The sequence below is a fragment of the Streptomyces griseicoloratus genome, from assembly GCF_014534645.1.
In the GTDB taxonomy this organism is placed as follows: Bacteria; Actinomycetota; Actinomycetes; order Streptomycetales; family Streptomycetaceae; genus Streptomyces; species Streptomyces griseicoloratus.
This window is the reverse complement of the sequence record NZ_JACVQF010000174.1, coordinates 26,313-45,827: the sequence shown is the minus strand read 5'-3', so window position 1 is coordinate 45,827 and position 19,515 is coordinate 26,313. Positions and strand designations below refer to the sequence as shown.

The window sequence follows — 19,515 nt, the reverse complement described above, 5'->3', positions numbered from 1 at the left end:
GGCGCGTGGTCACGGACCTGCGGTCACGGGTCCGCGGTGACAGCTCCGCGGTCATGGTTCCGCATTCCCCGTTTCCAACCCCCGGTCCGGAGGGGGCGGGCCAGGGCCCGATCCGGACCGGCGCCCGGCGGCTGAGTGGTCCGGGTCCGCGGTCACGGGCCGCGGTACCCGGTCTGGAGGGAGCGGCCAGGGCTCGATCCGGGACCGGCGGCTGAGCGGTCCGGGTCCGCGGTCCCCGGTTCCCGGTTCGGAGCGGGGCGGTCAGGGTCCGATCGCGGGCCGGCGCCCGGCAGTTGAGCGGTGCGGGACCGCGGTCATGGGTCCGCGCTACCCGTTCCCGACCCCCGGTCCGGAGGGGGCGGTCAGGGGCCGAGCCCGGACCGGTGCCCGGCGGATGCCGCAAGGCGCACGTGTGAGTGGTGCCGGAGAGCGCTCTCACCTCCCCGCCTGGCCAGGGCTATCCTGATCGGCAATCGCCGACGAGGAGCCCGAAGTGACCGAGACAGCGCCGCGCCCCACCCTGGAGGCCGTGGCCGAGCGGGCCGGCGTCTCGCGGGCCACCGTCTCCCGCGTGGTCAACGGGGCGCACGGCGTCCGGGAAGCGCTGGCCGAACGGGTCCGGCGCGCGGTCGAGGAACTCGGTTACGTCCCCAACCAGGCCGCCCGCAGCCTGGTGACGAAGCGGCACGACGCCGTCGCCGTCGTCGCCGCCGAACCCGAGAGCCGGGTCTTCGCCGATCCCTTCTTCGCCCAGCAGCTGAGGGGGATCAGCAAAGAGCTGACGGCCCATGACAACCAGCTCGTGCTGCTGCTCACCGAGGGCCGCGAGGACCACGCCCGTGTGGGCCGCTACCTGGCCGGCGGCCACGTCGACGGCGCGCTCGTCTTCTCCCTGCACCTCGACGACCCGCTGCCCGGACTCGTCCGCCGGGCCGGCGTGCCGACGGTGTTCGGCGGGCGCCCCGGCTGGGACGACGGCCGGGACGGCGTGGTCTACGTGGACAGCGACAACCGGGGCGGCGCCCGCGCGGCGGTGCGCCACCTCACCGGCCTCGGCCGCACCCGCATCGCACACATCACGGGTCCGCTCGACCAGACCTCCGCGGCCGACCGGCTCGCCGGCTTCCGGGACCTGAGGGCCGACGCCGGCCCCGGCCTGATCGAGCGCGGCGACTTCACCTCCGGCGGCGGGGAGCGGGCGATGCGGGAGCTGCTCGACCGGTGCCCCGGCCTGGACGCCGTCTTCGCGGCCAACGACCTCACCGCCGCGGGCGCCCTGCGAGTGCTGCGCGAACGCGGGCGGCGGGTACCGGACGACGTGGCCGTGGTCGGCTTCGACGACATGCTGCCGGTCGCCGAGCAGACCGACCCGCCGCTGACGACGATCCGTCAGGACATCGAGGAGATGGGCCGGCTGATGGCCCGCCTGCTGCTGCGCGGCCTGGACCGCCGGGCGAGCGGCGACGAGACCTCCGCCATCGCGGCGCCCGCACCGTCCGGCGTGGTCCTGCCGACCACCCTGGTCCGCCGCGCCTCCGCGTGAGCACGGTCCGGGGCACGCGCCCGCCGCGGGCCCGGTCTTCGGCTACGCCTGCGCGGGCGCGGGCCGGATCACCGCGAACCGGGCGCCGTAGGGATCGGCGAGCCGGGCGACGCGCCCGGCGCCCTCGATGTCCGTCGCCGGCAGGCGCACCGTGCCGCCCAGCTCCCGGGCCCGCGCCACCACGGCGTCCGTGTCGGTGACCCCGAAGTACGGCAGCCAGTGAGCGTCGGTCTCCGTCGGGTCGTCGGCCAGCGGGACGACACCGCCGAACATGCTCTCCTCGCCCCCGCCCGCCGGGTTGACGCAGGTGTAGGTGCCGCCGGGGAAGGAGACGGCCGAGGTCTCCAGCCCGAGCACCGCGTGGTAGTAGGCGGCCGCGGCGGCGATGTCCGGCGTGTACAGCTCGACCCAGCACAGGGATCCGGGCTCCGCGGCCACGTCCACGCCCGCCCGCCGCCCCGGCTGCCAGATGCCGAACGGCACCCCGGCCCGGTCGGCGAGGACCGCCATGGAGCCCTGGTCCCCGACCTCCACCGGCCGCACGAGCACACCGCCGCGCGACTGCTCGGAGGTCTTGGCGGCGGCCTCGGCGTCCGGGCTCTGGAAGTACACCGTCCAGGACGGCGGGCCCTGCTCCGGGGCGCTGCGCATACCACCGGCCACGGTCCTGCCGTCCAGCTGGAAGAAGCCGTAGCCGCCGGCATCGGGCCCCGCCGACTGGAACCGCCAGCCGAAGAGGCCCCCGTAGAAGGAGGCCGCGCCGTCGATGTCGGACGTGCCGACGTCGATCCAGTTGGGGGCGCCGGTGACGAAACGGGTGGTGAGCATCATCGCCCTCCTCGGAAGGGTCCCGTTGCCTGCTCTGCCGAGTCTCGCACCGCCCACTGACAACCGCTGCCGGAGCGCCGGGCGGGGGCGGGACACCGCGACCGGTCACGGTCGGTGACCGGTCCCGGTGACCGCGCCGATTTCCCCCGCGCCCGCGCGCCGCCGTGCGCCCCGTCGCCGAAGGGGGGAGCATCAGGGCGGCCGGGGGCCCTGCTCCGCGGCGTTGATCCCGCGTTGATCGAACGTTTTTCGCCGCCCGGCACCATCGCTGCCATGCACATCGAAACGACCACACCGCCCGACCTCGCCTGGCAGGAGGAGGCGTTGTGCGCGCAGACCGGGGGAGACTTCTTCTTCCCCGAGCCCGGCAGCTCCGTCCGCGAGGCCAAGCGGATCTGCGCCCTGTGCCCGATCCGCCCGGCCTGCCTCGAGTACGCGCTGACCAACGACGAACGCTTCGGGGTCTGGGGCGGCCTGTCGGAGAAGGAACGCCTCGGCCTCAGACGCACCTCGCACTGAGCCCTCAGACGCACCTCGCACTGAGCCCTCAGACGCACCTCGCGCTGAGCCCGGGACCGGGCGCGGACGGGGCCGGCCGGGACACGCCGACGCGGTGATCCCGCGTCGGCGCGTCTCCAGGGCGACGTCAGCCCGCGGCCCGGGCCGCCATGCGGGCCTTGCGCGCCGCCAGCTTCTCGTCGAACTTGGCGGCCTCGGCGTCCAGTCCGCCCATGAAGAGCCCCAGCTCCTCCTGGGCCTGCCTGCCCTCCGGGCCGAGGCCGTCGATCTCCATGATCTTCAGGAAGCGCAGCACGGGCTGGAGCACGTCGTCGTGGTGGATGCGCAGGTTGTAGACCTCGCCGATCGCCATCTGCGCGGCGGCCCGCTCGAAGCCGGGGATGCCGTGGCCCGGCATGCGGAAGTTGACGACGACGTCCCGCACGGCCTGCATCGTCAGGTCGGGGGCGAGTTCGAAGGCCGCCTTGAGCAGGTTGCGGTAGAAGACCATGTGCAGGTTCTCGTCGGTCGCGATGCGGGCCAGCATGCGGTCGCAGACGGGGTCGCCCGACTGGTGGCCGGTGTTGCGGTGCGAGATGCGGGTGGCCAGCTCCTGGAAGGCGACGTAGGCCACCGAGTGCAGCATCGAGTGCCGGTTGTCCGACTCGAAGCCCTCACTCATGTGGGCCATGCGGAACTGCTCCAGCTTGTCCGGGTCGACCGCGCGGGAGGTGAGCAGGTAGTCCCGCATGACGATGCCGTGCCGGCCCTCCTCGGCGGTCCAGCGGTGCACCCAGGTGCCCCAGGCGCCGTCGCGGCCGAACAGAGTGGCGATCTCGTGGTGGTAGCTGGGGAGGTTGTCCTCCGTCAGGAGGTTCACCACCAGCGCGATGCGACCGATCTCGGTGACCTTGGACTGCTCCTTGTCCCAGGCCTCGCCGTCCTCGAAGAGGCCGGGGAAGTTGCGGCCGTCGCTCCACGGCACGTACTCGTGCGGCATCCAGTCCTTGGCGACCTTCAGATGCCGGTTGAGTTCCTTCTCGACCACTTCCTCCAGTGCGTACAGCAGCCGGGCGTCGGTCCAGGCGGCAGAGCTGCCGAGGTTCGGGGAAGTGATGGTCACGAAGAACTCCAGGGGACGTGCGACAGAACGGAAACGGCCGGCGAGCGGTGCCGGAACCTACGGGATCGTAGGCTACGAAACCGTAGGTTACGAGGGCGTAGGTTAAACGCACTGTAAAGGTCGCTGATCAGCCACCTCGCCGGAGGACGCCGGACGGCTGCGGACAGGCCCCGGGACCCGCAGGTCCCGGGGCCGCGGAGCCGGCACGAGCACCCTCAGGCGTACAGTTCCCGCAGCCGGACCGAGAGGCAGGTCACACTGCCCTCCAGCTTCTCGAACTCGCTGATGTCGACGACGACCGGCTCATGACCGAGGTCGGCCAGCAACTCCGCCGTCCTCGGCGCGCTCGCCGCCATCAGCAGCTTGCCGCCGCCGAGCTGCACCACGTGCGCTCCGGACTCCTCCGGCACCGGCAGGAAACGGGGGAACAGCGACGGCGCGTCGGTCCTCGGGATGTGCCCGATCACCGTCCCGTCGGGCAGCGCGGTCACCGCGGACTTCAGGTGCAGCACCTTGTGCACGGGCACGGCGACCACCCGGGCGCCCAGCGGCTCGAAGGCGGCCCGCAGCTGCTGCACGCCGACCGCGTTGGTGCGACCGCCGCGTCCGACGTAGACGGTGTCGCCGATCTTCAGGACGTCACCGCCGTCCAGCGTGCCCGGCTCCCAGATCCAGTTGACCGAGCAGCCCAGGCGGGCGACGGCCTCCTCGACGCCCGCCGTCTCCGCCCGCCTGGACTCGGCGCCGGGCCGCGTGATCAGGGCGACGTTCCGGAACATCACCACCGTGTCCTCGACGAAGACGGAGTCGGGGCAGTCGTCGGCCGGGTCCACCTCCAGCGTCTCCCAGCCGTGCGCGCGCAGCGCCGCCACGTAGCCCTCCCACTGCTCGACCGCGAGGTCGTGATCGACCTTCTGCCGCTCGATGTGGGTCACGAGGCCTTCGGCGAGACGGGGGCTGGGGCGGCGGACGAGGGCCTTCTTGCTGGGCACGAGGGATCTCCGTAGGGGCGTTCGGCTTTCCGGCGGCCGGTGGGGCGGCGCCGGTCCGCCATCATGCCGTGCGGGCCCGCGCGGACGAAACACGGCCCGCGCGGACGAAACCGCGTCAGCGGGCCGTGGCCCTCCTGAGGTGCTCCGCCGTGCTGGAGCCACGGGCGGTGAGCAACCGCGCGGGGGTTCCCTCGAAGATCACCCGGCCGCCGTCCCGTCCTCCGTCCGGGCCGAGGTCGACGACCCAGTCCGCGTGCGCCACCACGTCCAGGTTGTGCTCGACGACCACCACCGTGTTGCCGGTGTCCACCAGCCGGTCCAGCAGGGCCAGCAGCCCGTCGACGTCCGACATGTGCAGTCCGGTCGTCGGTTCGTCCAGGACGTACACGGCGCCGGTGCGGTGCAGCCGCGTCGCCAGCTTGATCCGCTGCCGCTCACCGCCGGAGAGCGTGGACAGCGGCTGTCCGAGGGTGAGGTAGCCGAGGCCGACGTCCCGCAGGGCGTGCAGCCGCCGCCGTACGCCCTTGTCGGTGAAGAAGTCCAGGGCCTGGCCGGCGGTCATCCCCAGCACGTCGGCGATGGAACTGCCGCCGACCGTGAGCCGCAGCACCTCCTCGCGGAACCGCCGCCCCTCGCAGTCGTGGCAGGTCGTCGTCACCGGGTCCATGAAGGCGAGATCGGTGTAGATGATCCCGCGTCCCCCGCAGGTGCCGCAGGCGCCGGCCGAGTTGAAGCTGAACAGGCCCGGCTCCGCGCCCGTCTCCCGCGCGAAGACCTTCCGCACGGTGTCCATGATCCCCAGGTACGTCGCCGGGGTGGACCGGGCCGAGATGCCGATGGACGACTGGTCGACGACCACGGCGTCCGGGTGGGCGGCGGTCAGTTCCGCGACCAGCGTGCTCTTGCCCGACCCGGCGACCCCGGTCACCGCGGTGAGCACCCCGGTCGGGAACTCCACGGTCACGTCCCGCAGGTTGTGCCGGCCGGCGCCCTTCACCCACAGCCCGCCGGTCGCCGTCCGCGGCCGCCTCTTCACCGTCGTACGCCGCCCCAGGCAGCGCCCGGTCGGGGTGTCCGCCGCGGCCAGCGCGTCCGGCGTCCCCTCGAACACCACCCGGCCGCCGTGCGCGCCGGCCCGCGGCCCCATGTCGACGACGTGGTCGGCGAGCCGGATGACGTCCGGGTCGTGCTCGACGACCAGCACCGTGTTCCCCTTGTCGCGCAGCCGCAGCAGCAGATCGCCGAGGCGTCCGACGTCGCGCGGATGCAGTCCGACGCTGGGTTCGTCGAAGATGTACGTCATCCCGGTCAGGCTCGAACCGAGGTGCCGTACGGTCTTCAGCCGCTGGCCCTCGCCGCCGGAGAGGGTGGAGGTCTCCCGGTCGAGGCTGAGGTAGCCGAGCCCGATCGCCTCGATGCGCTCCAGGGCGGCGACGGCGGCGCCGGCGACCGGCAGGGCCACCGGGTCGTCGATCCGCTTCAGCACGGCGATCAGATCGGTGACCTGCATCCGGGTGCAGTCGGCGATGGACAGGCCGTCGATCCGGGTCGCGAGCGCGGCCGGGTTGAGGCGGGCGCCGCGGCAGTCGGGGCAGGTGTCCTCGACCACGAAGCGCTCCACCAGGTCACGGGTCTTCTCGCTGAGCGCGGACAGGTCCCGCTTCAGGTACAGCCGTTCGAAGCGGTCGGCCAGCCCCTCGTACGCGATGTCCCGCGAGCCGCCGGTGTTGTCCACGTTCACGGTCGCCCCGCGCCCGCGCATCAGGAACTCCCGCTCGGCTGCGGTGAATTCGCCCACCGGCTTGTGCACGTCCACGCCGGTGGTGTTGGTGTACGTCTGCCCCTGCCAGGTGCCGGCCGCGAACGGCGGGAAGAGGATCGCCCCGTCCGCCAGCGACCTGGCCGGATCGAGGATCCGGTCCCAGGCGGCCTGCACCTTCCGGCCGAGCCCGTCGCATCCGGGGCACATGCCCGACGGGTCGTTGAACGAGTACGCCGTCGCCGGCCCGGCGCTGGGGGTGCCGTGCCGGGAGAACAGCACCCGCAGCACCGAGTAGACGTCGGTCATCGTGCCGACCGTGGACCGGGAGTGGCCGCCGATCGGCCGCTGGTCGACCACGATCGCGGGGGAGAGGTCCTCCAGGGCGTCCGCGTGCGGCCGCTCGTACTTGGGCAGCCGGTTGCGCACGAACCAGGTGAACGTCTCGTTGAGCTGGCGCTGCGACTCGACCGCGATCGTGTCGAACACGACCGACGACTTCCCCGATCCCGAAACGCCGGTGAACACGGTCAGCCGGCCTTTCGGGATGCGCAGGGTGACGTCCTGGAGGTTGTTCTCCCTCGCTCCGGTGATGGTGATGAATCCGCTGGTGGACCCGTTCGTGAACTCGCTCATCCACCCGAAGCTAGGCGGGATACCCGACAGCTTCCGGCGTGATTTCCCTCAGCTTCCCTTCCTCCAGCAGCAGCCAGCGCGTGATCCCGGCCGACTCCAGGAACGGCAGGTCGTGGCTGGCCACCAGCAGCGCCCCCTCGTACGACTCCAGGGCCGTGGTGAGCTGCCGTACGCTCGCCATGTCCAGGTTGTTCGTGGGCTCGTCCAGCATCAGCAGCTGCGGCGCGGGCTCGGCCAGCATCAGCGCGGCCAGCGCCGCCCGGAAGCGTTCGCCGCCGGACAGCGTCGCCGCCTTCTGGTCGGCGCGGGCGCCCCGGAACAGGAAGCGGGCCAGCCGCGCCCGGATCCGGTTGTTGGTGGCGCCCGGCGCGAACCGGGCCACGTTCTCGGCGACGGTCAGCTCGTCGTCGAGGACGTCCAGGCGCTGCGGCAGGAAGCGCATCGGCACGTGCGCCGTCGCCTCGCCCGCCACCGGCTCCAGCTCGCCCGCGATCGTGCGCAGCAGCGTGGTCTTGCCCGCGCCGTTGCGCCCGATCAGCGCGATCCGTTCGGGGCCGTGCAGGTCGAGGCCGCCCTCCACGCGTGCGCCGTACGCGAGCTCCAGGTCCCGGAGGCTGAGGACCGACCGCCCGGGAGGCACGGCCGTGTACGGCAGGTCGACGCGGATCTCGTCGTCGTCCCGTACGGCCTCGACCGCCTCGTCGAGCCGTTCCCTGGCCTCGGCGAGTTTCTCCTCGTGCATGATGCGGTGCTTGCCCGCGGACTCCTGCGCCGCGCGCTTGCGCGCCCCCATGACGATCTTGGGCTCGCGCTTCTGGTCCCACATCTTCTGGCCGTACCGCTTGCGGCGGGCCAGCTTGACCTGGGCTTCGACCAGTTCGCGCTTCTGCTTGCGCAGGTCGGACTCGGCGACCCGCACCATGCGCTCGGCCGCCTCCTGTTCGACGGCGAGGGCCTCCTCGTACGCCGAGAAGTTGCCGCCGTACCAGGTGATCTCCCCGGAGCGCAGGTCGGCGATCTGGTCGACCAGGTCCAGCAGCTCCCGGTCGTGACTGACGACGACCATGACGCCCGGCCAGGAGGTGACGGCCGCGTACAGCCGGCGCCGTGCGTACACGTCGAGGTTGTTGGTGGGCTCGTCCAGCAGCAGGACGTCCGGCCGGCGCAGCAGCAGTGCGGCCAGCCGGAGCAGGACCGACTCGCCGCCCGACACCTCGCCGATGGTGCGGTCCAGATCGACGTGCCCGAGGCCGAGCTCGCCGAGCGTGGCCAGGGCGCGCTCCTCGACGTCCCAGTCGTCGCCGACGGTCTCGAAGTGCTCCTCGGCGGCGTCCCCGGCCTCGATGGCGTGCAGCGCGGCCCGCTGCGCGGCGATGCCGAGCGCCTCGTCGACCCGCAGGGCGGTGTCGAGCGTGACGTTCTGCGGGAGATGGCCGACCTCGCCGGCCACGCGGACGGTGCCGTCGGCGGGCGTGAGCTGCCCGGCGATCAGCTTCAACAGGGTCGACTTGCCGGACCCGTTGACACCGACGAGCCCGGTCCTGCCGGGGCCGAAGGAGGTGTCGAGCCCTTCGAAGACGGGGGTGCCGTCGGGCCAGGCGAACGAGAGGGACGTACAGGTGATGGAACTAGGCATACGGGGCCTCCGCGGTTGCTTGATGCGGTCAGGGGCAATCGCGTATCGAGACACCGGGGCGGCGGCCGTCGTCGGGCGAGGAAGAGAGGGGTCCGCGGAAGCGCCGGGCATGAAAAAGGCCCTGCTCCGCAAGGACGGCTCGAACGCCGAGGTCGCACGCAGCGCACACCTGATGTGTGACGCGGTGTCTCAGGACCTCAGACGAGCAACGTCCTTCTCCAATCGACGGCAACAGAACCGCTGTACACCGTACAAGAGGCCGGGCGGGCTGTCAACGCCCGGCGCCGTCGAGTCCACCGCACCGCCCGTCGCGGGCGTCAGCAGGTCCCGCGCATCAGCTCCGCCAGCTCGCGCTCCAGGTCCAGCTGCAGGTGCTCCAGACCGGGCGGCACCAGCTCACTGGTGGCCGCCAGGAACCGCCGCAGCTCGCCCGAGCGGACATGCACGACGGCGGTGCCCTCGGGGGCGTGGAACTCCAGGACGGTGCGGTCGTAGGCGTACGGGCGCACCCGCACGTCGCCGTGGCCCTCGGGCTCCCGCATGCCCGCGGCGAGCAGTTCGCGGGAGAAGGTCCAGCAGACCTCCACGCCCTCCAGGGTGGCGGGGGCCGGGAAGGTCATGCGGACGGCGAACGGGTCGCTCCGGTCGTAGTGCAGCGTGGCGGGAATGCTCGGCATACGCGGCGCGGCGGCGACGAGCCGCGCCTCGACGGGCTGCTCGATGACGGTGGACAACGCCTTGCTCCTCGGGACGGCTGGACGGGCACGGGGGTGGATCGGGCCGGGCACTGGAAGAGACGACGGAATCGGTCGATCCGTGCACAGGACGTCCGAGTGACCTCTGTCACCGCCTTCATGCACACGAGTGAGACGCCTCTCCTCGCCTGTCCCGAAGGGCAGTTGGGGCACCCGCCCACCCCCTGGGAGCCGGGCCCGGTCCTCTGGACGACGTCCGCACGGTGGGCTAGCTTCGCCCGCCATGAGGCGCTTGGGGAGCATGCGACGCACGGTACGGATCGGCGGCAGGCGTACGGGACGGGTGGTGACCGCGGGCGCGGTGTGCGCGGCGGCGCTTGCGGCGCTCACGAACGCGCCGGCGCAGGCGCAGGCGCACCACCGGCCCCACTGGGAGCTGAAGGAGACCGGGGCGTCAGAGGTGCGCTTCCGTGGACTCGCGGCCGTGAGCCGGGACACCGCCTGGGTGGCCGGCACGCAGGGCACCGTCCTGCGCACCACCGACGGCGGCGCCGCCTGGCGGAACGTCTCCCCGCCGGGCGCCGGCGAACTGCAGTTCCGGGACATCGAGGCGTTCGACGCCCGTCGGGCCGTGGTCCTGGCCATCGGCGAGGGCGAGGCGTCCCGCATCTTCCGCACCGACGACGGCGGAGCGACCTGGACGGAGTCCTTCCGTAACCCCGACCCCCGCGCCTTCTACGACTGCCTCACCTTCTTCGACCGTCGCCACGGCCTCGCGATGAGCGACCCCGTGGACGGAAGGTTCCGGATCCTGTCGACCTCCGACGGCGGGCGCTCCTGGAAGGTGCTGCCGGACGACGGTATGCCGGCCGCCCAGGAGGGCGAGGCCGGGTTCGCGGCCAGTGGGCAGTGCCTGGTCGCCTCCGGGCCGAAGGACGTGTGGCTGGCCACCGGCGGGGCCGCACGCGCGCGCGTGCTGCACTCCGCCGACCGCGGGCTGACCTGGACGGCCTCCGACGCCCCGGTCCCGGCGGGCGACCCCGCCCGGGGCGTCTTCGCCCTCGCCTTCCGCGACCGCGCCCACGGCCTCGCGGTCGGCGGCGACTTCCGTCCGGAGCAGTCCTCGCCGCGGCCGGCGGCGCACACCGACGACGGCGGCCGCACCTGGCGGCCCGCCGAGCGGCCCCCGGCCGCCTACCGCTCCGGCGTCGCCTGGCTGCCGCACAGCCGCACCGCCGCCCTCGCGGTGGGCCCCACCGGCACCGACCTCACCACGGACGGCGGCCGCACGTGGCGGACGGTCGACACCGGCTCGTACGACACCGTGGACTGCACCCCGGAGCTGAGCTGTTGGGCCGCGGGGGAACGGGGGCGGGTGGCCCGGCTGGAACGCTGACGCCGCGCGGGGTGCCGTGTTTGTCCGTAACGTGGGTATCCGTTCGCTGAACGGGAAAGGAAGTGAGCGGACATGCCACGCGGTTCGAGCTCCAAGCGGGAGCGGCAGTACGAGCACATCAAGGAGAGCGCGCAGGACCGTGGCGAGAGCACCGGCCGCGCCAAGGAGATCGCGGCCCGGACGGTGAACAAGGAACGCGCCCGGTCCGGCGAGTCCAAGAGCGCGAGCCGCACCTCGACGCAGGACAAGTCGTCCGGCAAGCGGGGCGGGCAGCGGTCCGGGTCGGGGCAGGGCTCCCAGGGGCCCACCTACGACCAGCTCTACCAGGAGGCCAAGCGCCGGGACATCCACGGCCGTTCGAACATGAACAAGGGCGAGCTGCAGCGCGCGCTCGGCAAGTGAGCCGGAGCCCTCAGCCGGGCTGCTCCCGGTACCGCTCCAGCGCCGGCGCCGTCTTCGTGGCGGCGAACTCGGTGATGCGGTACGCGCACACCCCGGCCGCGACGAACGGATCGCCCGCCGTGATCTCCTCGATCCACGCCCGGTCCCCCGCGACGGCGATGATCACCCCGCCGTCGCGGGGGTTCTTGCGCCCGGACGCCAGGAACACGCCCTTCGCGTACTGCTCGTCGAGCCACGCCACATGCGCCGGCAGCACGGCGTCGACGGCATCGAGCGGGGCGGTGTAGGACAGCTCCAGTACGAACATGATCATGAGCCTACTCGTCCGCCCGCCGGTGAGCGGCCCCATTAGGCTCATGGCCACCATGACGACCGTACGCATACCGGCGGGCTGGCCCGCCACCGAGGATCAGGCCCGCGCCGTCCAGGACGAGCTGCGGGAGCGGGTGGTGCTCGACGAGCCCGGTCCGCCGCCCGGGACGGGGCACGTGACGGGAGTCGACGTGGCCTACGACGACGAACGGGACGTCGTCGCGGCGGCGGCCGTCGTCCTCGACGCGGCGACGCTCGCGGTCGTCGCCGAGGCCACCGCCGTAGGGCGGATCTCCTTCCCCTACGTGCCCGGGCTGCTCGCCTTCCGCGAGATCCCGACCGTCCTCGCCGCCCTGGACGCCCTGCCCCACCCGCCCGGCCTGGTGGTCTGCGACGGCTACGGCCTCGCCCACCCGCGCCGCTTCGGGCTCGCCAGCCACCTCGGTGTGCTCACCGGCCTGCCCACGATCGGCGTGGCCAAGAACCCGTTCACCTTCACCTACGACGAACCGGGCGCCCCGCGCGGCAGCACGTCCGCACTGCTGGCGGGCGCCGAGGAGGTCGGGCGCGCGCTGCGCACGCGCGACGCCGTCAAGCCGGTCTTCGTCTCCGTCGGCCACCGGGTGAGCCTCGACAACGCCTGCGCCCACACGCTCGCCCTGACCCCCGCCTACCGCCTCCCCGAGACCACCCGCAGGGCGGACGCCCTGTGCCGGAAGGCGCTGCGGGAGGCCACCTACCCGGCCTGATCCTCGACGGCCCAGCGGCCCACCTCCCGGTACTCCGAGTCGTACACCGCCGAACCGTCGCCCGGCAGCAGCGCGTAGTGGCGCACGTTGCCGCCCCAGTACCGCAGGATCCGCCCCAGCTCGCCCGCGCGGTCCTCGGCGGACACGTCCTCGTCCATCGTGACTTCGAGTACGAATTTCATGCCTTCAAGTGTGTCATTCAACTCCTTCTTGGCACTTTTGCTCACGAGGGCACCGGTGAGGGAGGAACCCGGTGGGGAAAAGTCCCAAGTCGGAACTCAACGAGACGTGAAGTCCGGGCGCACGGCTCTGAGTACGGGCCCTGAGTACGCGTACGGATGTCCGGCGCCGCCGGTGCGGACAGGCTGTGGGGCATGACCTCGCACCGAGCCCCGAAGCCCGTCGCCCACCCCAGCCGGCCCGTCGAGCGTGCCGTGACCGTCGGGCTGGTGCTCGCCGTGCTGGCGGGGGTGGGCTGGATCGGCGGGATGATCTACACCGTCGCCGGCTGGGGGCTGTAGACGGGCCGTCAGCGGCTCGCGGCCACCCGGAACCGGATCCCCGCCGCCCGCAGCCGCCCGGTCAGCGCGTCGCCCATCGCGGTCGCGGTGGTGACCTGACCGGCCGTCGGCGGCAGATCGTCGAGGGCCAGGGACATCGCGGCCTCGGCGAACATCTTCGCCGTCTCGTCGTACCCGGGGTCGCCGCCCGCGACCTCGGTGAACACCCGCCGGCCGCCGCCCTCGCCCACGAAGCGGACCGAGAACCAGCTCCTGGCCCGCTTCTCGGGGCTCGGCCCGTCCCCCGGCCTGAGCCGGCCGGACAGCCAGCGCCGGGCCGGCGGGACCTGGGCCGCCGCCACCAGCGCGCCCACCGCCGCGACGCCGCCCACCGCGACGGGCAGGTGCCGGACGGCCGCGTAGTGCCGGTAGCGGAAGTCGGGGCCGTAACGCTCCAGGGACTTCGCCGAGCGCCGCACGATCTGCGCGTCGACGGTCGGCAGCGGCAGCGCCCACGCCCCGACCTCCCCGGCGAACCGCGGCGCGCCCGTCGGCGTCGTCGCGCGGCGGCCCACCAGCCGGGGCTCGTGCCGCCGGCGGTCCAGCGCCGCGGCCCGCATCTGCCGGACGCGCGCGAACTGGCCCAGCGCGGAGGCGAACGTACCGCCCGAGAAGGCGGCGTCGGCGGTCACGAAGCCGTCGACGGTCAGCGGCACGCCCTCGGGCAGCTGCCGCACCGTGAAGTACACACCCAGGTCGTGCGGGACCGAGTCGAAGCCGCAGGCGTGCACCAGCCGGGCACCCGTCTCCCGCGCGCGTGCGTCATGGCGGACGTACATCAGGTCCACGAACTCGGGCTCGCCGGTCAGGTCGAGGTAGTCCGTGCCGGCGTCGGCGCACGCGGCGACCAGCGGCTCGCCGTACCGCACGTAGGGGCCCACCGCCGTGGCCACCACGCGCGCGTGCCCGGCGAGTTCGCGCAGCGAGGCCGGATCGGACACGTCGGCCCGCAGCACGCCGGCACCGGCGGCGCCCGGCAGCCGCTCGCGCAGCCGCCGCAGCCTCTCCTCGCTGCGGCCGGCGATCGCCCAGCGCAGCCCCTCGGGAGCGTGGGCGGCCAGGTACTCGGCGGTGAGTCCGCCGACGAATCCGGTCGCCCCGAAGAGCACGACGTCGTACGGCCGGTCCGCCCTGTTCAGCCTGCTCATGACACCCCTTCGCCACCCGTCCGCGACCCCTCGGTCCGCAGCACGCGCCGTTGTCGGTCGCTGAGGCTAGCGTGAGGAGTGCGGAGCCCGACGACGAGCCCGGAGGTACCAGGTGGCCGTGCCCAGGAACGCCCTCAGGAAGTGGGAGAAAGTGCGCGAGTTCGCCCTCGGTCTGCCGGGCGCCGCCGAGGAGTTCCCCTGGGGCGAGTCCGTCGCGAAGGTCGGCAGGAAGGTGTTCGTCTTCCTCGGCGTGACCGACGGCAGCCACCCGATGGGCGTCACGCTCAAGCTCACGGACGAGGCGGCCCACGCCCATGCCCTCTCCTGCCCCGGTGCCGAGCGCGCCGCCTACGGACTCGGCAGATCGGGCTGGGTCAGCATCCCGCTGGGGGAGCAGGGCGCACCCGGGGCCGAGCTGCTGTGCGAGTGGGTGGAGGAGAGTTACCGCGCCATCGCCCCCAGACGGCTGGCGGCCGAGCTGGACGCGCGGTGACGGTGCCCCGGCCGGCGCGCGCCGCGGGGCACAATTGGCTAAGCGCTTGCTCGCTCAGGCCTTGTGCCGACTGGAACACGTTCCTAGCATCGCTGGTGTTACATCAGTTGTGTCACAGAGTGGGGGCCCGATGACCACGGCAGGCACCACGGCGACGACGCCACCGCACGGCCCGCTCACCGGCGTGCGGGTGGTCGAGCTGGCCGGCATCGGCCCCGGTCCGTTCGCCGCGATGCTCCTGGCCGACCTCGGCGCCGACGTCGTCCGCGTCGACCGGCCGGACGGCCCCGGCCTCGCGATCGACCCCGCGCACGACGTCACCAACCGCAACAAGCGCTCGGTGATCATCGACCTCAAGGCCCCGGACGGCGCCGCCCGCGTCCTCGACCTGGCCGAACGCGCCGACGTCCTGATCGAGGGCTACCGCCCGGGCGTCGCCGAGCGCCTGGGCGTCGGCCCCGGGGCCTGCCACGCCCGCAACGCCCGCCTGGTCTACGGCCGCATGACCGGCTGGGGCCAGGACGGCCCGCTCGCCCCGCGCGCCGGCCACGACATCTCCTACATCGCCCTCACCGGCACCCTGGGCATGATCGGCGCCCCCGACGCGCCCCCGGCCGTCCCCGCCAACCTGCTCGGCGACTTCGCGGGCGGCTCCCTCTACCTGGTCGTCGGCGTCCTCGCCGCCCTGCACCACGCGCGCGCCACCGGCACCGGCCAGGTCGTCGACGCCGCCATCGTCGACGGCGCCTCCCACCTCTCGGCGATGATCCACGGCATGCTCGCGGCCGGCGGCTGGCAGGACCGGCGCGGCGCCAACCTCCTGGACGGCGGCTGCCCGTTCTACGGCACCTACGAGACCGCCGACGGCGGCCACATGGCGGTCGGCGCCCTGGAGCCCCAGTTCTACGACGTGTTCATGGAACTGCTCGGCATCCCCGGCAAGGCGCCGGCCCGCGACGACACCGCCCGCTGGAGCGAACTGCGCGAGGCGATCGCCGCCCGGTTCAAGGCCCGTACCCGGGACGAGTGGACGGCCGTCTTCGAGGACTCCGACGCGTGCGTGGCCCCCGTGCTGTCCCTCCGGGAGGCCCCGCATCACCCGCACCTCGCCGCCCGCGGAACCTTCACCGACCACGCCGGCATCACCCAGCCGGCCCCCGCGCCCCGCTTCTCGGCGACCCCCACCGCCATCCGCACCGGGCCCGCCCGGCCGGGCGCCGACACCGACGCCGTGGCCCGCGACTGGGACGTCCCCCGACTCCTGACCTCACCCCGAAACCCTCAGTGAAAGGTCTGCCAGTGACCACCGAAGCGTACGTGTACGACGCGATCCGCACCCCGCGCGGGCGCGGCAAGGCGAACGGCGCCCTGCACGGCACGAAGCCCGTCGACCTGGTCGTCGGCCTCATCCACGAGATCCGGTCCCGCTTCCCGGACCTCGACCCGGCCGCCGTCGACGACATCGTCCTCGGCGTCGTCGGCCCGGTCGGCGACCAGGGCTCCGACATCGCCCGGATCGCGGCCATCGCCGCCGGGCTGCCGGACACCGTGGCGGGCGTGCAGGAGAACCGCTTCTGTGCCTCGGGCCTGGAGGCCGTGAACCTGGCCGCCGCCAAGGTGCGTTCCGGCTGGGAGGACCTGGTCCTCGCCGGCGGCGTCGAGTCGATGTCCCGGGTGCCGATGGCCTCGGACGGCGGGGCCTGGTTCAACGACCCGATGACCAACCTCGCCACCAACTTCGTGCCCCAGGGCATCGGCGCCGACCTCATCGCCACCATCGAGGGCTTCTCCCGCCGGGACGTCGACGAGTACGCGGCCCTGTCCCAGGAGCGCGCTGCCACGGCCTGGAAGGAGGGGCGCTTCGAGCGGTCCGTCGTGCCGGTGAAGGACCGCAGCGGCCTGACCGTCCTCGACCACGACGAGCACCTGCGCCCCGGCACCACCGCCGACTCCCTCGCGGCGCTCAAGCCGTCCTTCGCCGACATCGGCGAACTCGGCGGCTTCGACGCGGTCGCGCTGCAGAAGTACCACTGGGTCGAGAAGATCGACCACGTCCACCACGCGGGCAACTCCTCCGGCATCGTGGACGGCGCCTCCCTGGTCGCCATCGGCTCCAAGGAGGCCGGCGACCGCCACGGGATGCGGCCGCGCGCCCGGATCGTCTCCGCCGCCGTCTCCGGCTCCGAGCCCACCATCATGCTCACCGGGCCCGCCCCCGCCACCCGCAAGGCCCTCGCCAAGGCCGGGCTGACCATCGACGACATCGACCTCGTCGAGATCAACGAGGCGTTCGCGGCGGTCGTCCTGCGCTTCGTGAAGGACATGGGCCTGTCCCTGGACAAGGTCAACGTCAACGGCGGCGCCATCGCGCTCGGCCACCCGCTCGGTGCCACCGGCGCGATGATCCTCGGCACCCTCGTCGACGAACTGGAGCGCCAGGACAAGCGGTACGGCCTCGCCACCCTGTGCGTGGGCGGCGGCATGGGCATCGCCACCATCGTCGAGCGCATCTGATCCCCGGCGGAACCCGGATCCGGACCCGAGAGACTTCTACGGAGACCCTGTCATGACCGAGAGCACCACCATCCGCTGGGAACAGGACGACACCGGCGTCGTCACCCTCGTCCTCGACGACCCCGACCAGTCCGCGAACACCATGAACCAGGCGTTCCGCGCATCGCTCGCCGCGGTCACCGACCGTCTGGAGGCCGAGAAGGACTCGATCCGCGGCATCATCGTCACCTCCGCCAAGAAGACCTTCTTCGCCGGCGGCGACCTGCGCGACCTGATCCGGGTCACCCCGGAGACCGCGCAGGAGCTGTTCGACGGCGGCATGGCGATCAAGCGCGACCTGCGCCGCATCGAGACCCTCGGCAAGCCGGTCGTCGCCGCGATCAACGGCGCCGCACTGGGCGGCGGTTACGAGATCGCCCTGGCCTGTCACCACCGCGTCGCCCTCGACGCGCCCGGCTCCAAGATCGGCTGCCCCGAGGTCACCCTCGGCCTGCTCCCCGGAGGCGGCGGCGTCGTCCGCACCGTCCGCCTGCTCGGCATCACCGACGCGCTGCTGAAGGTACTGCTCCAGGGCACCCAGTACAGCCCGCGCCGCGCCCAGGAGAACGGCCTGGTCGACGAGGTGGCCGAGACCCGTGAGGAGCTGCTGGCCAAGGCCCGCGCCTTCATCGACGCCAACCCCGAGTCCGCCCAGCCCTGGGACAGGCCCGGCTACCGCATCCCCGGCGGCACGCCCGCGCACCCCAAGTTCGCGGCCAACCTGCCCGCCTTCCCGGCCAACCTGCGCAAGCAGACCAACGGCGCCCCCTACCCGGCCCCGCGCAACATCATGGCCGCCGCCGTCGAGGGCTCCCAGGTCGACTTCGAGACCGCCCAGGTCATCGAGGCCCGCTACTTCGTGGAGCTGGCCGCCGGCCAGACCTCGAAGAACATGATCCAGGCGTTCTTCTTCGACCTCCAGGCGGTCAACTCCGGCGCCAACCGCCCCCAGGGCATCGAGCCCCGCCAGGTCCGCAAGGTCGCCGTCCTCGGCGCCGGCATGATGGGCGCCGGCATCGCCTACTCCTGCGCCCGCGCCGGCATCGACGTCGTCCTGAAGGACGTGTCCCTGGAGGCGGCCGTCAAGGGCAAGGGCTACTCCGAGAAGCTGTGCGCCAAGGCCGTCGACAAGGGCCGTACGACCCGGGAGAAGGCCGACGCCCTGCTCGCCCGCATCACGCCCACCGCGGAGGTCGCCGACCTGGCCGGCTGCGACGCGGTCATCGAGGCCGTGTTCGAGGACACCTCCCTCAAGCACAAGGTCTTCCAGGAGATCCAGAACGTCGTCGCCCCCGACGCGCTGCTGTGCTCCAACACCTCCACCCTCCCCATCACCGCCCTCGCCGAGGGCGTCGAGCGCCAGGCCGACTTCATCGGGCTGCACTTCTTCTCGCCCGTCGACAAGATGCCGCTGGTGGAGATCATCAAGGGCGAGCGCACCGGCGACGAGGCCCTGGCCCGCGCCTTCGACCTGGTCCGGCAGATCAAGAAGACGCCGATCGTCGTCAACGACTCGCGCGGCTTCTTCACCTCCCGCGTCATCGGCCACTTCATCAACGAGGGCGTCGCCATGGTCGGCGAGGGCATCGAGCCCGCCTCCGTGGAGCAGGCCGCCGCGCAGGCCGGCTACCCGGCCAAGGTGCTCTCCCTGATGGACGAGCTGACGCTCACCCTGCCCCGCAAGATCCGCAACGAGACCAGGCGGGCCGTGGAGGAGAGCGGCGGCACCTGGACCCCGCACCCCGCCGAGGCCGTCATCGACCGCATGGTCGACGAGTTCTCCCGCCCCGGCCGCAGCGGCGGCGCCGGCTTCTACGAGTACGGGGAGGACGGCAAGCGGGCCGGCCTGTGGCCGGGTCTGAGGGAGCACTTCACCAAGCCCGGGTACGAGATCCCGTTCCGGGACATGCAGGAGCGCATGCTGTTCTCCGAGGCGCTGGACACCGTCCGGCTGCTGGAGGAGGGCGTGCTGACCTCCGTCGCCGACGCCAACATCGGCTCGATCTTCGGCATCGGCTTCCCGGGCTGGACCGGCGGCGTCCTGCAGTACATCAACGGCTACGAGGGGGGCCTGCCCGGCTTCGTGGCACGCGCGCGTGAGCTGGCCGAGCGCTACGGCGACCGGTTCGCGCCGCCCGCGCTGCTGGTGGAGAAGGCGGAGAAGGGGGAGGTCTTCACCGACGGCCGCTGAG

Annotated in this window: 19 protein-coding genes; 10 read left to right on the top strand and 9 right to left on the bottom strand. The window is 72.9% G+C overall.

Features of this window, described 5'->3' with window-relative positions; all coding sequences use genetic code 11:
- Positions 1–493 precede the first annotated feature (493 nt).
- Positions 494–1,543 (top strand): LacI family DNA-binding transcriptional regulator, encoded by a 1,050-nt coding sequence (locus H0H10_RS08610; protein ID WP_188180265.1) that lies wholly within the window; start codon positions 494–496, stop codon positions 1,541–1,543.
- A 42-nt stretch (positions 1,544–1,585) separates the two neighbouring features.
- Here the strand turns inward: H0H10_RS08610 and H0H10_RS08605 are convergent, their stop codons facing one another.
- Positions 1,586–2,371: a VOC family protein gene (locus H0H10_RS08605; protein ID WP_188180267.1), complete on the bottom strand. Its 786-nt coding sequence runs from the start codon at positions 2,369–2,371 to the stop codon at positions 1,586–1,588.
- Positions 2,372–2,644: 273 nt separating this feature from the next.
- Between H0H10_RS08605 and H0H10_RS08600 the strand changes: the two genes are divergently transcribed.
- Positions 2,645–2,890 carry a WhiB family transcriptional regulator gene (locus H0H10_RS08600; RefSeq protein ID WP_188180264.1) on the top strand — a complete coding sequence of 82 codons (246 nt, stop codon included), beginning with the start codon at positions 2,645–2,647 and terminating at the stop codon, positions 2,888–2,890.
- A gap of 127 nt (positions 2,891–3,017) precedes the next feature.
- Here the strand turns inward: H0H10_RS08600 and H0H10_RS08595 are convergent, their stop codons facing one another.
- From H0H10_RS08595 to ssgD, 5 genes are all read right to left on the bottom strand, one after another.
- Entirely contained in the window at positions 3,018–3,992 is a 975-nt protein-coding gene (locus tag H0H10_RS08595; protein WP_188180263.1) for an acyl-ACP desaturase, read from the bottom strand.
- A gap of 215 nt (positions 3,993–4,207) precedes the next feature.
- Positions 4,208–4,984, bottom strand: coding sequence for a dimethylargininase (gene ddaH, locus H0H10_RS08590; RefSeq protein ID WP_188180262.1), 777 nt, complete (start codon positions 4,982–4,984; stop codon positions 4,208–4,210).
- Positions 4,985–5,099: 115 nt separating this feature from the next.
- Positions 5,100–7,379: an ATP-binding cassette domain-containing protein gene (locus tag H0H10_RS08585; RefSeq protein WP_188180261.1), complete on the bottom strand. Its 2,280-nt coding sequence runs from the start codon at positions 7,377–7,379 to the stop codon at positions 5,100–5,102.
- Positions 7,380–7,389: 10 nt separating this feature from the next.
- Positions 7,390–9,015 (bottom strand): ABC-F family ATP-binding cassette domain-containing protein, encoded by a 1,626-nt coding sequence (locus H0H10_RS08580; protein WP_188180260.1) that lies wholly within the window; start codon positions 9,013–9,015, stop codon positions 7,390–7,392.
- A gap of 317 nt (positions 9,016–9,332) precedes the next feature.
- Positions 9,333–9,749 carry a spore wall synthesis regulator SsgD gene (gene ssgD, locus H0H10_RS08575; RefSeq protein ID WP_188180259.1) on the bottom strand — a complete coding sequence of 139 codons (417 nt, stop codon included), beginning with the start codon at positions 9,747–9,749 and terminating at the stop codon, positions 9,333–9,335.
- A 262-nt stretch (positions 9,750–10,011) separates the two neighbouring features.
- Here ssgD and H0H10_RS08570 point away from each other — a divergent pair, with 262 nt between their 5' ends.
- Positions 10,012–11,106 (top strand): WD40/YVTN/BNR-like repeat-containing protein, encoded by a 1,095-nt coding sequence (locus H0H10_RS08570; RefSeq protein ID WP_188180258.1) that lies wholly within the window; start codon positions 10,012–10,014, stop codon positions 11,104–11,106.
- A gap of 72 nt (positions 11,107–11,178) precedes the next feature.
- Positions 11,179–11,508, top strand: coding sequence for a plasmid stabilization protein (locus H0H10_RS08565; RefSeq protein ID WP_188180257.1), 330 nt, complete (start codon positions 11,179–11,181; stop codon positions 11,506–11,508).
- Between the two features lie 10 nt (positions 11,509–11,518).
- Here the strand turns inward: H0H10_RS08565 and H0H10_RS08560 are convergent, their stop codons facing one another.
- On the bottom strand, positions 11,519–11,815 hold the full coding sequence (locus H0H10_RS08560) for a YciI family protein (protein WP_188180256.1): 297 nt from the start codon (positions 11,813–11,815) through the stop codon (positions 11,519–11,521).
- 58 nt (positions 11,816–11,873) lie between these two features.
- On the opposite strand from H0H10_RS08560, the gene H0H10_RS08555 reads away from it, so the two are divergent.
- Complete coding sequence (locus H0H10_RS08555; protein WP_188180255.1) at positions 11,874–12,569, top strand: endonuclease V; 696 nt, start codon at positions 11,874–11,876, stop codon at positions 12,567–12,569.
- Here H0H10_RS08555 and H0H10_RS08550 read toward each other — a convergent pair.
- Positions 12,557–12,751 (bottom strand): hypothetical protein, encoded by a 195-nt coding sequence (locus H0H10_RS08550; protein ID WP_188180254.1) that lies wholly within the window; start codon positions 12,749–12,751, stop codon positions 12,557–12,559. The two genes, H0H10_RS08555 and H0H10_RS08550, sit on opposite strands and share 13 nt — an antisense overlap.
- A gap of 192 nt (positions 12,752–12,943) precedes the next feature.
- On the opposite strand from H0H10_RS08550, the gene mmpA reads away from it, so the two are divergent.
- Positions 12,944–13,090 carry a morphogenic membrane protein MmpA gene (mmpA, locus tag H0H10_RS08545; RefSeq protein ID WP_188180253.1) on the top strand — a complete coding sequence of 49 codons (147 nt, stop codon included), beginning with the start codon at positions 12,944–12,946 and terminating at the stop codon, positions 13,088–13,090.
- Positions 13,091–13,098: 8 nt separating this feature from the next.
- Here the strand turns inward: mmpA and H0H10_RS08540 are convergent, their stop codons facing one another.
- Positions 13,099–14,277: a saccharopine dehydrogenase family protein gene (locus tag H0H10_RS08540; protein WP_188180252.1), complete on the bottom strand. Its 1,179-nt coding sequence runs from the start codon at positions 14,275–14,277 to the stop codon at positions 13,099–13,101.
- Positions 14,278–14,389: 112 nt separating this feature from the next.
- Here H0H10_RS08540 and H0H10_RS08535 point away from each other — a divergent pair, with 112 nt between their 5' ends.
- From H0H10_RS08535 to H0H10_RS08520, 4 genes are all read left to right on the top strand, one after another.
- On the top strand, positions 14,390–14,770 hold the full coding sequence (locus H0H10_RS08535) for an MmcQ/YjbR family DNA-binding protein (RefSeq protein WP_188180251.1): 381 nt from the start codon (positions 14,390–14,392) through the stop codon (positions 14,768–14,770).
- Between the two features lie 130 nt (positions 14,771–14,900).
- Positions 14,901–16,058 carry a CaiB/BaiF CoA transferase family protein gene (locus H0H10_RS08530; RefSeq protein ID WP_188180250.1) on the top strand — a complete coding sequence of 386 codons (1,158 nt, stop codon included), beginning with the start codon at positions 14,901–14,903 and terminating at the stop codon, positions 16,056–16,058.
- 11 nt (positions 16,059–16,069) lie between these two features.
- Positions 16,070–17,284, top strand: coding sequence for an acetyl-CoA C-acetyltransferase (locus tag H0H10_RS08525; RefSeq protein ID WP_188180249.1), 1,215 nt, complete (start codon positions 16,070–16,072; stop codon positions 17,282–17,284).
- 52 nt (positions 17,285–17,336) lie between these two features.
- Positions 17,337–19,514, top strand: a complete 2,178-nt coding sequence (locus H0H10_RS08520) for a 3-hydroxyacyl-CoA dehydrogenase NAD-binding domain-containing protein (RefSeq protein ID WP_188180248.1) — start codon at positions 17,337–17,339, stop codon at positions 19,512–19,514.
- Position 19,515: the final 1 nt, after the last annotated feature.

Coding starts and splice junctions, on each gene's coding strand:
- H0H10_RS08550 (WP_188180254.1), bottom strand. CDS start 12,751: ATGAAATTCGTACTCGAAGTCACGATGGACGAGGACGTGTCCGCCGAG.
- mmpA (WP_188180253.1), top strand. CDS start 12,944: ATGACCTCGCACCGAGCCCCGAAGCCCGTCGCCCACCCCAGCCGGCCC.
- H0H10_RS08555 (WP_188180255.1), top strand. CDS start 11,874: ATGACGACCGTACGCATACCGGCGGGCTGGCCCGCCACCGAGGATCAG.
- H0H10_RS08605 (WP_188180267.1), bottom strand. CDS start 2,371: ATGCTCACCACCCGTTTCGTCACCGGCGCCCCCAACTGGATCGACGTC.
- H0H10_RS08580 (WP_188180260.1), bottom strand. CDS start 9,015: ATGCCTAGTTCCATCACCTGTACGTCCCTCTCGTTCGCCTGGCCCGAC.
- H0H10_RS08530 (WP_188180250.1), top strand. CDS start 14,901: ATGACCACGGCAGGCACCACGGCGACGACGCCACCGCACGGCCCGCTC.
- H0H10_RS08565 (WP_188180257.1), top strand. CDS start 11,179: ATGCCACGCGGTTCGAGCTCCAAGCGGGAGCGGCAGTACGAGCACATC.
- H0H10_RS08570 (WP_188180258.1), top strand. CDS start 10,012: ATGCGACGCACGGTACGGATCGGCGGCAGGCGTACGGGACGGGTGGTG.
- H0H10_RS08520 (WP_188180248.1), top strand. CDS start 17,337: ATGACCGAGAGCACCACCATCCGCTGGGAACAGGACGACACCGGCGTC.
- H0H10_RS08600 (WP_188180264.1), top strand. CDS start 2,645: ATGCACATCGAAACGACCACACCGCCCGACCTCGCCTGGCAGGAGGAG.
- H0H10_RS08560 (WP_188180256.1), bottom strand. CDS start 11,815: ATGTTCGTACTGGAGCTGTCCTACACCGCCCCGCTCGATGCCGTCGAC.
- H0H10_RS08540 (WP_188180252.1), bottom strand. CDS start 14,277: ATGAGCAGGCTGAACAGGGCGGACCGGCCGTACGACGTCGTGCTCTTC.
- H0H10_RS08585 (WP_188180261.1), bottom strand. CDS start 7,379: ATGAGCGAGTTCACGAACGGGTCCACCAGCGGATTCATCACCATCACC.